Origin of the sequence: Paraburkholderia domus, assembly GCF_905220705.1 — a bacterium.
In the GTDB taxonomy this organism is placed as follows: Bacteria; Pseudomonadota; Gammaproteobacteria; order Burkholderiales; family Burkholderiaceae; genus Paraburkholderia; species Paraburkholderia domus.
The window spans coordinates 44,696-53,750 of the sequence record NZ_CAJNAT010000042.1 but is presented as its reverse complement, the minus strand read 5'-3'; the positions used below and the strand labels follow the sequence as shown (position 1 = coordinate 53,750).

Genomic DNA, 9,055 nt, shown 5'->3' with positions numbered 1-9,055 from the left:
GTTCAACCATTTGTGCCCGGAATTCCGCCGGGTACGGGGTACGATGCTTGCCCATTTCGGCACCTCCTTCTTCAAAAGGATAGGCGTCCGTTTTCGCGGGTCAACTTCAGTATTGCGCCGTCGGTGAAACTCACCTATGCGTTCTACTATCTGGCGCTGCTGGCGTTTCTCGCGATGATGACGTTTGGCATCCACGACATGCTTGGGCCGGTGCGTGGCGGTATGCGCTGATTTGTGTTTTGGCTTTGTCCGGCGGTTCATCGACCGGAGCTGCCACTCGGGCGGGCTGGGTTCTACGTCAGCAATGCGGCCGATTGCCGACGATGGCGGCATCGAGCAGCCCGATGGCAGCTTCCTGCATCAGCGAACGCACACTCCCGACCCTGAAGAGACCATGGCGGTTCTCCAAAACAGCCATTCGCGAGGGTAATGCTGGAGAGACCCGAGCATACCTTTTAAGTACGGCGGCGTAGCTTGCGCTGCTGTAGCGACACCATCCGTTCGATAATTTCTTCCGGCAGTTTGCGTTCCCGAGCGATCGCTACGCTGTCGCGACCTACCGAATCTGGAATCGACGGGTCCGCTCCGGCGTCGATCAATAGGGCCAACGTAGCAAGCCGCTGGAGCCTCGCCGCATAGAAAATGGGTGTCTCGCCATGCGCCCTGAGATTCAGTTCCGGTTTGGACTTCAACAGCGCACGACATACATCGTCGTCGTCGCGCCACACGGCCGCCCAAAGCGAATAGCTGGCGTTGGCGCCACGCTGCAAAAGAAACTCGACCAAAGGAAAGTTTTCTCCACGGGCGACCGCATACCATAGCGGCGTAGCTCGAAAATCCCCTTCGTCCTCACCCATTGGCACGGCCCGTTCGAGGTCCGCACCTGCTTCGAGCAACGTTGTGATGGTTCTTACGCCGTGCGGCTCGACCAGTTGTGGACTACTGCCAGGCTTGACCGCGCATGCCCGATGCAGGGCGGTGTGCCCCTGCGGGTCGCTCGCCGCGACGAGTTCGGGGGCTGCAACCAATAATGCGGCGACTGTCGGCCAGTCCCACATGCGGGATGCAGAGAATAGCGCTGTTCTGGAAGGTTTACCCATTTACGCCTCCTTGATCGCGACCGCTCTGATTCAAGCAGTGCCAATTGTCACAAAGTTTAGACTATTAGATTGTCGTCAATTCGGGGCAGGCAGTCCAATGACCGCTGATGGCCGATAGCACCAGTTCGATTAACGTGCCGCCGTGAGGATGTTGGAATTCTCAATGGCAGCTTTCCGGCGGTTTGTGCGAACGCGTACTGCTGGCCAGAAGGGTCATTCGTCCGACGTGTCACCCGGACATTCGGATGGCGGCTCCGCCCTATCAAACGGCCATTCGACAGCCGGGGGCCAAGGTTGCTTCAGAGAGCACCACTTCGGTCAGCCGAGCCTGCCGATAATTGGCCGATCTTGAACCGGCCCAGGAAAAATCGAACAGGGGCTGACCTTGAGGGTTGTTCGACGCCTGCCGGCACGCGGCGCAGCATGTTCACAGTCATGGCGACCACGGCGGTCATCCAACAACCCTCAACGAGCCAGGACAGTCGCGCAGGCGTCAAAGAGAGGAGCGCAGTTCAAAGCCAGGTGCCGCCCTGGCGTTCGGTCGGCTCTTGTGCAAGGGCGTCGAAATCGTGAATCCAGTCGATATGATGCAGCAGGCTGTCGCGTGCGCTAAGGCGGGCGTTGCGCGCCTGTGCCTCGGGTCCGTCCGGCAGATGCAACACGTCTGCCGTCGATATCGAGGCGTATTGCACCTTGCGCGTGCGGCCGCGCCGCAACCGCTCGTAGGCCTCCTGCGCCTCGCGCCAGCGACCCGGGCCCGCCTTGGCCAGCTGCGCGGCCAGCACCACGGCATCTTCGATCGACTGATTGGCACCCTGGCCATGGTGCGGCACGAGCGCATGCGCGGCATCGCCGATGAGCGTTACGCGGCCCTTGCTCCAGCGCCCGAGCGGGGGACGATGGAACAGGCCCCAGCGCTGGCTGATCGGCACCGCCGTGATCATCTGCACCACCGCCGGATGCCAGTCCTTGAACAGGCGCAGCTGCTCACCCTCGCTCGCCGGCGTGACCCAGTCGCGTGACGGCCACGGCGAGGGATGGCGCTCGACGAGCAGAAAGTTCTGGTCGCCTTTGTCGCCGATCGGATAGTGAAGCAGATGGCCCTGTGGTCCGACCCAGAACTGAATGGCCTCGGGATCGGGCAGCAGATCCATGCGTCCAGCCGGCACCACGCCACGAAAACCTGAGCAGCCCGAATACAGGGCGTCGTCGTAGCCGAGCATCCAGTGCCGCGTGATCGAGCGTGCCCCGTCCGCGCCGATCACCAGATCGGCGTCGATGTGCCGACCGTTGGCGAAACTCAGACTCACACGATCCGGGTGCTGCACGAGATCGGTCAGCCGATGGCTGAGATTGATGCGCTCGAGGCCGACCGCGTTCGACAGCACGGCCTGCAGGTCCGCGCGGTGTACGCCCCAATAGGATCCCCCGAACTGCTGGCGATAGCTCGGTTCGCCACGATGCTGTCCAATCACTTCGCCGCTGCGCCCGTCCCGATAGATCAGCGCGGGTATTTCAGCGCACACCGCGTCGAAGGCTGCACGCAGTCCCATGCGCTCGTAAAACCGCGTCGCATTCGCCGACAGCGCGACTGCCGCTCCGACCTCGCGAAGTTCGTCGGTCTGCTCGTAGAGCTGCGCGTCGATGCCATGTTCTCGCAGTGCGAGCGCGAGCGTGAGGCCGCCGATGCCGGCACCGATTATTGCGATCTTCAGATCCAGCTGTTCCATGGGGTGTCTCCAATATTCAGACTGTGTGATTGAATCGGCACGGCACGCGAACTGCGCTGAAGTCGGATGCGTGCGCCGTATCTGAATTCTCGGCACTGGTCGTCCATTTCGCAATAAAATGGGGTGAATCTGCATCATCACTGAAATCAATGAGCCCGGGATACCCGCGTCATGAAGCTGAGTGAAGTTGATCTCAATCTGCTGCTGCTTTTCCAACGGTTGATGCAGGAGCGGCGCGTATCGACCGTGGCCGAGCAGATGAACATGAGTCAGCCCGGCGTCAGCAACGCCCTCGCCAAACTGCGTCGACGGCTCGGTGACCCGCTGTTCGTGCGTGGGCCGGGCGGAGTAGTGCCCACGCCGTTTGCGTTGCGCCTGGCAGAGCCGGTTTCTCAGGCGCTAGCGATCCTGCACGCCGCACTCAATCCCGAGACCGGTTTCGATCCGCTGCGTGTCACGCGCACGATAACGATCGGCATGACCGATATCGGCGAGGTCGTCTTTCTGCCCGCGCTTGTCGAACGACTGTCGCGCGAGGCGCCGGGCATCGCGCTCAATACCGTTCGCGACACGAGCGTCAATCTGAGCAACGAGATGGCCGAGGGCCGGGTCGATCTCGCCATCGGCCTGCTGCCGCAGCTCAAGGGCGGTTTCTATCAGCGCCGCCTGTTCGATCAGCGGTATGTCTGCCTGTTCAGGCGCGGCCATGCGCTCGAAGATGCGCCACTCACGCTCGCTGCCTGGCGTGAAACCGAGCATCTGGTAGTGGTGTCCGCCGGCACCGGACACGGTCAGGTGGACGATTGGCTAAAACGGCGAGGCGTGCAGCGCCGGGTGCGATTGACGGTGCCGCACTTCATGAGCGTCGGCTACATCCTGCAACGCACCGATCTGATTGCCACGGTGCCGGAGCGACTGGCCTTGCAACTGGCAGCGCCGTTCTCACTGAGCCTTCGCACATTGCCCTCGACGTTGCCCGCCGCGCCGATTCATTTGCTCTGGCACGAGCGAGTCCAGCAGGACGAAGGCAATCGCTGGCTGCGCGGGGTGGTGATCGACCTGTTCGCGGACTCGGCAATGCAAACGCGCAGAACGAAGTCCGTGCAAAAAAGATCGTAGTTCGAAACAAGACATCGGGTCGAGCGGCCTGATCGAGGCGGGCGAGCGAGCATATGACTGGATCTGGCGCCATAAACTGCCGCTCACAGGCGTCGTCGGTCGGACATTCCGGGGTCGGCTCCGCCCCGCAAGCGGCCGTTGACGGCGCGCCGACACGACCGTCAGTTGTGGGTCGGAAGTGTGAGTTCACCGATGCAGGAAGCTGCCGTCCGCCTGCTCGACGCTGTCACCGTCAGTAGCCCTCCGCATTGCGGACGTAGAATCCAGCCCATCCCGATGACGGCTCAGGCCGACGAGCGGGTAGCGGCAGTTGTGCGCGCAACGACTCGAGTTCGGCCATTGCCGACGTTCACGCAGCGACGTCTGTGAGGCAGCTTCAGGGCACCTTCCTGCCGTTTGCACATCGATGGCAGCGAATGTCAGGTCCCGGTGTCAGCCAACGTGTGGTTTCCACCCTGTGTGGACCATCGAGTTTCCACATAGCTGTTCCTCACTGGCTTTTACTGATCTGACCGGTACCGGACAGAGTTACCGCAGTGTTGGTGGAATGCTTCATTCTCAACCTGTGTCCACCAGTGACCGTCAGGTCACTCTCGCGAGGCAGGTCACGGCAAACCGCCGTATATAGGTCCATCGCATTCACCAGGCGCGCGATCGGGGGTAGACATGTCAGCGCATCCAGGTTCTTTCCGTTGGTTCGTCGGCACGCCCGATGCACGCCGCGCAGTTTTGACAGACGAAATGATGGAACAGGCGCAGCAACGTTCCATCATGGAACTTTCCGGGTGTGCTTCGCAACCGGTCAAGCATTTTGACGCGTTGCGACTCAAGGACGAAATCCTTGCGATGGTGGCGCATGAGCTTCGCGGGCCTTTGACGCCGATGCAGTTCGCGGCGGACTTGGCAGCGGCGCGACGCAAGCAGACTTTAACGGTCCAGATTGCTGACAGGACGTTGCGCGTTGACTGTGATCCTGTTCGCCTCGCACAGGCCGTGAACAATCTGCTGCACAACGCGCTGAAATATACGCCGGAAAACCGTTGTATCACGGTGAAAGTGCTGGCGGAGCGCAACGTTCTTGTCTTGTCCGTGAGGGACGATGGTATGGGCATGTCGGATTCGCTCATGCCGCATATCTTCGAACTTTTCGCTCAAGCCCGCAGAACGATAGGGGCAAGTGCCGGTGGGTTGGGGGTCGGTCTTGCCGTCGTGAAAGCCGTTGCCGAGTCGCATGGCGGGACTGTGTCGGCGTTCAGTGCTGGCCCCGGTGCTGGCAGCGAATTCACACTTCGACTACCCATCGTGGTGGAGGCGTGCGTAACGGAGCGGCTAGAGTGATGGCGCGCGCTCCAGTTACGCGCGATCAACATCATCCATGAAACGAATAAAGAACGTGGTGCGACGATCCTGATTCCGAGTTAGATGGTCGACAGCCTGAATCCACCGCTCGCGCTGGCGATTGCAGTTCATGATTTAACGGGCGCTGCGCCGCCCCAGTTCAAGATATCTGGGGAATGCGGTACTTCGAACACTGCGTCGATCGAAACGGGATGACGCCAATGGTCCAGATAAATTTCAGAAAGGGCGGCTTAAGTAGACGCTACCGTACAGACGGCCAAAACTCGATCGGTTCATGCTGATCTCAAGAACAGGAGGCGGCCATGTACATCGAACTTTCCCCCGAGGCTGTCCAGACTCTCAAATCGCTTGATCGGATTCCAGATTCCGTGGCAGAGACGCCGCGCTCGATAGCGGAAGAACTATTAAGCTTCGGACTTGCCTACGAATCGCGTGCCTGTGGCGTCATCAACATGACGGCGGCGGGCCGGGTGTGGTTGAACCAGCGCGTCGCATAGCTCGCTGCAACTGGCTGAGCTTTGTTTTCGCCTGTTGGCCGCAGCGGGCGCCTTTCGATTTCTCGTCTTTGCGTCCGGCAGCGGACCGACTACCGCTAGCCTGGCGACTATGTCAACGTCAACTATGGCGACATGACGTTGGGTTGCGAACACCTACGTCGAATCGGTCGGCACCTTGCATATCCGTTCGCGGCACAGGGAGACTTAAAATGTCATTAGGATTACTTCTTCTTATCGTTTTGATTCTGCTGCTCGTCGGCGCTATTCCGTCATGGCGATACAGCAATGGATGGGGCTACGGTCCGAGTGGCGTCCTCGGCGTTGTGCTGGTCGTGGTGATTGTTATGCTCTTAATGGGACGATTGTGATACATCTGTCCCGATCGGCTCGCGTACCTCGACCGCAAGTGCTGCGCTGGGCTGGTTTGCCGGTGAAACGGCTCAGAAGCCGGTCGCTCTCGCTTTCGCGCCTGACAGCAGGTCCAGATATACCGCCGGGCCTGTGCCGCCTATAATTTCATGATGGGGTGGGGGCTGCTGCGCGCCACCGCGCAGGGTAATTCAATAAACCGTTCCGAACGGTAGTGCAACTGCGCCTGCGTCCATCTTGTTAGTCGCAATCTTACGAATGCGACGCCACTTCTCTCGGGATTTCGGGGAGTGTCTCATGTCGAGTATCGATCAACCCCACGACAACCATCTGCTTGCGGTGTTGCCTGAAGCGGAGTGGGCCCGCATCGGACCGCATGTGGTGCAAGTGGATATGCCGCTGGGGCAGGTCGTCTATGAATCCGGTGACCGCTTCGACCATGTCTATTTCCCGTCCACCGCAATCGTTTCGCTGCTGTACGTGATGGAAGACGGCGCGTCCGGCGAGATTGCGATTGTCGGCAATGAGGGGGTGGTCGGCATTGCCCTCTTCATGGGCGGCGACACCACGCCAAGCCGGGCGGTCGTGCAGAGCGCGGGGAGGGCAGCCCAACCTCGTTCAAAGCGGTTGTCGTTGCTCATACCATCTGCTGAACTAAAGATCATTGCCTGATACCGTACAGACACATGCCTGTCGCGTGAGAGAGAGTCGTGCCCAGAAAGATAGATGCGGGCGAACCTGGGTGTCGCCATCATGAGTCTCGATTACCAAAGGATATCGCGATGAACATCAATCCTCTCGCCGGAAAGCCGGCACCTTCTGCGATGCTGGTCAACATCCCCCGGCTGGTCACGTCGTATTACACCGAAAGGCCCGACCCCGCGATACCGGCGCAGCGGATCGCGTTCGGCAGCTCCGGGCATCGCGGCTCGGCTTTCGCGCGCAGCTTCAATGAGTGGCATGTGCTCGCCATCACGCAGGCGATCTGTCGTTATCGGCAGCAGCAGGGTATCGACGGCCCGCTCTTTATCGGCGTCGACACGCATGCACTGTCTGAACCCGCTTACGCCAGTGCGCTCGAGGTGCTGGCCGCCAATGGCGTTGAACTCATGATTGCGCAAAACGGCGAGTACACGCCCACGCCGGCGGTGTCGCACGCAATCGTCGCGTACAACCGCGGTCGCACTACTGGACTGGCGGACGGTATCGTCGTGACGCCCTCGCACAATCCACCGGAAAGCGGCGGTTTCAAATACAACCCACCGAGCGGCGGTCCGGCCGACGAGATCGTGACCGGCTGGATCGAAGCGGCAGCGAACGGATTGCTCGAAAGCAAGCTGGATGGCGTGCTGCGTATGTGTTTATCGAGGGCGCTGCGCGCCACGACGACGCACCGGCATGACTTCCTCAACGCCTACGTTGGCGATCTCGTCAGCGTCATCGATATGGATGTGGTGCGGGGCGCGCCGATCGTCCTGGGCGTCGACCCGCTTGGTGGCGCGGGTGTGCACTACTGGGGGCCGATTGCCGAGCGATATGGCCTGAATCTGAGCGTGGTAAACGACCACGTCGATCCAACTTTCCGCTTCATGAGCGTCGACTGGGATGGGCGGATTCGCATGGATCCATCGTCGCCGTATGCAATGCAAACGCTGATCGACCAGAAGGATCGCTTCGATGTGGCCTTTGCGTGCGACCCCGATCACGATCGTCATGGCATCGTCACGCGGCACGCCGGTTTGCTGCCGCCGAATCACTATCTCACCGTTCTCGTCGATTATCTGTATTCTCATCGTCCCCAATGGCGCGCCCATGCGGCGGTGGGCAAATCCGTTGTCAGCAGCCAGATGATCGATCGCGTGAGCGAGCGGCTCGGTCGTACGGTTTACGAAGTGCCTGTCGGATTCAAGTGGTTTGTCGACGGCTTGCTCGACGGCTCGCTCGGCTTCGGCGGGGAGGAGAGCGCGGGTGCCAGTTGTCTGCGGCTCGACGGCACGGCGTGGACGACCGACAAGGATGGCATCGTGCCGGCGTTGCTGTCGGCCGAGATCACGACACGCATCGGCCGCGATCCCGCTGAAATCTACCGGGATCTGACCCAGAGGATGGGCGAGCCGGTTGAGCGTCGCGTACAAGCCGTAGCAACGGCGCCGCAGCGCGCGATGCTGGGGCGGCTCTCGCCGGCGCAGTTTCCCCACACCGAACTGGCCGGCGAACAGATCGAGCAGGTGCTCGACCGTGCGCCAGGCAATCACGCCGCCATCGGCGGCATCAAGGTGATCACGAAGAGCGGTTGGTTTGCGGCACGTCCGTCAGGAACCGAAGATATCTACAAGATCTATGCGGAGAGCTTCAAGGGTGAAGATCACCTGACGCGTATCGTTGAGGAAGCCCAGGCGATGGTGGATGGCACGCTTGAGGAATACACGCTTGCCTATGATTGCGCTCAGCCGTAGAGACCGGCCGCCGTTAACCTGGCTGCGCCCGGTCTCATACCGCGCAAACGCGATGAACGCGGCACGCCTAGTAATGGTCGTGAGCCTCGTGATAATCGCCACCGCCGTGGTGGTCGCCGCCGCCGACCGGGACGAGAATGCACGCACTCAGGCCGGCAATCAGCGACAGCGCGATCAGCATCCATACACGTGTTTGGTTCTTCATCTCCATCCCCCTTTTAGTGCAATTTTTTCTTGAACATCCATAACGCCGATAGCGGGCGCAGCTTACTTGGCGTCCTCGGCGGTATTGTGGATGGCCTGGCCGCCTTTTGATACGTCCTCGCCCGCGCCCGCAATAGTGTTGCAGCCCGCGAGCAGAGCGGTACCAGCGATCATAAACAGAACGATGAGTCGCATCATGGTGTCCTCCGAACGGTTCCTGT

General features: G+C 60.7%; 9 protein-coding genes and 3 pseudogenes. 8 read left to right on the top strand and 4 right to left on the bottom strand.

Translation table 11 applies throughout. From position 1 onward, the window contains the following. A pseudogene (locus KHO31_RS36040) lies at positions 1–231 on the top strand (hypothetical protein); the annotation flags it as partial. Positions 232–455: 224 nt separating this feature from the next. Here the strand turns inward: KHO31_RS36040 and KHO31_RS36035 are convergent. Further along, positions 456–1,100 carry an ankyrin repeat domain-containing protein gene (locus KHO31_RS36035; RefSeq protein WP_211625674.1) on the bottom strand — a complete coding sequence of 215 codons (645 nt, stop codon included), beginning with the start codon at positions 1,098–1,100 and terminating at the stop codon, positions 456–458. 512 nt (positions 1,101–1,612) lie between these two features. After that, positions 1,613–2,830, bottom strand: coding sequence for an FAD-dependent monooxygenase (locus tag KHO31_RS36030; protein ID WP_211625672.1), 1,218 nt, complete (start codon positions 2,828–2,830; stop codon positions 1,613–1,615). A 171-nt stretch (positions 2,831–3,001) separates the two neighbouring features. Here KHO31_RS36030 and KHO31_RS36025 point away from each other — a divergent pair, with 171 nt between their 5' ends. From KHO31_RS36025 to pgm, 7 genes and pseudogenes are all read left to right on the top strand, one after another. Next, complete coding sequence (locus KHO31_RS36025) at positions 3,002–3,949, top strand: LysR family transcriptional regulator (RefSeq protein ID WP_211625670.1); 948 nt, start codon at positions 3,002–3,004, stop codon at positions 3,947–3,949. Between the two features lie 666 nt (positions 3,950–4,615). Continuing rightward, positions 4,616–5,287 (top strand): sensor histidine kinase, encoded by a 672-nt coding sequence (locus KHO31_RS36020; RefSeq protein ID WP_201139310.1) that lies wholly within the window; start codon positions 4,616–4,618, stop codon positions 5,285–5,287. A gap of 6 nt (positions 5,288–5,293) precedes the next feature. Beyond that, positions 5,294–5,503, top strand: a pseudogene (locus KHO31_RS39640) (hypothetical protein); the annotation flags it as partial. A gap of 107 nt (positions 5,504–5,610) precedes the next feature. Beyond that, positions 5,611–5,805, top strand: a complete 195-nt coding sequence (locus tag KHO31_RS36015; protein ID WP_201086481.1) for a hypothetical protein — start codon at positions 5,611–5,613, stop codon at positions 5,803–5,805. Positions 5,806–6,014: 209 nt separating this feature from the next. After that, positions 6,015–6,173, top strand: a complete 159-nt coding sequence (locus KHO31_RS36010) for a DUF3309 family protein (RefSeq protein WP_201082801.1) — start codon at positions 6,015–6,017, stop codon at positions 6,171–6,173. Positions 6,174–6,471: 298 nt separating this feature from the next. Next, positions 6,472–6,780 (top strand): annotated as a pseudogene (locus tag KHO31_RS36005) (Crp/Fnr family transcriptional regulator); the annotation flags it as partial. Positions 6,781–6,956: 176 nt separating this feature from the next. Beyond that, on the top strand, positions 6,957–8,630 hold the full coding sequence (pgm, locus tag KHO31_RS36000) for a phosphoglucomutase (alpha-D-glucose-1,6-bisphosphate-dependent) (protein WP_201139309.1): 1,674 nt from the start codon (positions 6,957–6,959) through the stop codon (positions 8,628–8,630). Between the two features lie 67 nt (positions 8,631–8,697). On the opposite strand, the gene KHO31_RS35995 is transcribed toward pgm, so the two are convergent. Both KHO31_RS35995 and KHO31_RS35990 read right to left on the bottom strand, forming a co-directional pair. Further along, on the bottom strand, positions 8,698–8,835 hold the full coding sequence (locus KHO31_RS35995; protein ID WP_201082811.1) for a hypothetical protein: 138 nt from the start codon (positions 8,833–8,835) through the stop codon (positions 8,698–8,700). A 62-nt stretch (positions 8,836–8,897) separates the two neighbouring features. Next, positions 8,898–9,032 (bottom strand): entericidin A/B family lipoprotein, encoded by a 135-nt coding sequence (locus KHO31_RS35990; protein WP_201082798.1) that lies wholly within the window; start codon positions 9,030–9,032, stop codon positions 8,898–8,900. Between the last annotated feature and the right edge of the window lie 23 nt (positions 9,033–9,055).

Bases quoted from the DNA above. Each gene is read 5' to 3' on its own strand.
- KHO31_RS36035 (WP_211625674.1), bottom strand. From the start codon at position 1,100: ATGGGTAAACCTTCCAGAACAGCGCTATTCTCTGCATCCCGCATGTGG.
- KHO31_RS36030 (WP_211625672.1), bottom strand. From the start codon at position 2,830: ATGGAACAGCTGGATCTGAAGATCGCAATAATCGGTGCCGGCATCGGC.
- KHO31_RS36025 (WP_211625670.1), top strand. From the start codon at position 3,002: ATGAAGCTGAGTGAAGTTGATCTCAATCTGCTGCTGCTTTTCCAACGG.
- KHO31_RS36020 (WP_201139310.1), top strand. From the start codon at position 4,616: ATGTCAGCGCATCCAGGTTCTTTCCGTTGGTTCGTCGGCACGCCCGAT.
- KHO31_RS36015 (WP_201086481.1), top strand. From the start codon at position 5,611: ATGTACATCGAACTTTCCCCCGAGGCTGTCCAGACTCTCAAATCGCTT.
- KHO31_RS36010 (WP_201082801.1), top strand. From the start codon at position 6,015: ATGTCATTAGGATTACTTCTTCTTATCGTTTTGATTCTGCTGCTCGTC.
- pgm (WP_201139309.1), top strand. From the start codon at position 6,957: ATGAACATCAATCCTCTCGCCGGAAAGCCGGCACCTTCTGCGATGCTG.
- KHO31_RS35995 (WP_201082811.1), bottom strand. From the start codon at position 8,835: ATGAAGAACCAAACACGTGTATGGATGCTGATCGCGCTGTCGCTGATT.
- KHO31_RS35990 (WP_201082798.1), bottom strand. From the start codon at position 9,032: ATGATGCGACTCATCGTTCTGTTTATGATCGCTGGTACCGCTCTGCTC.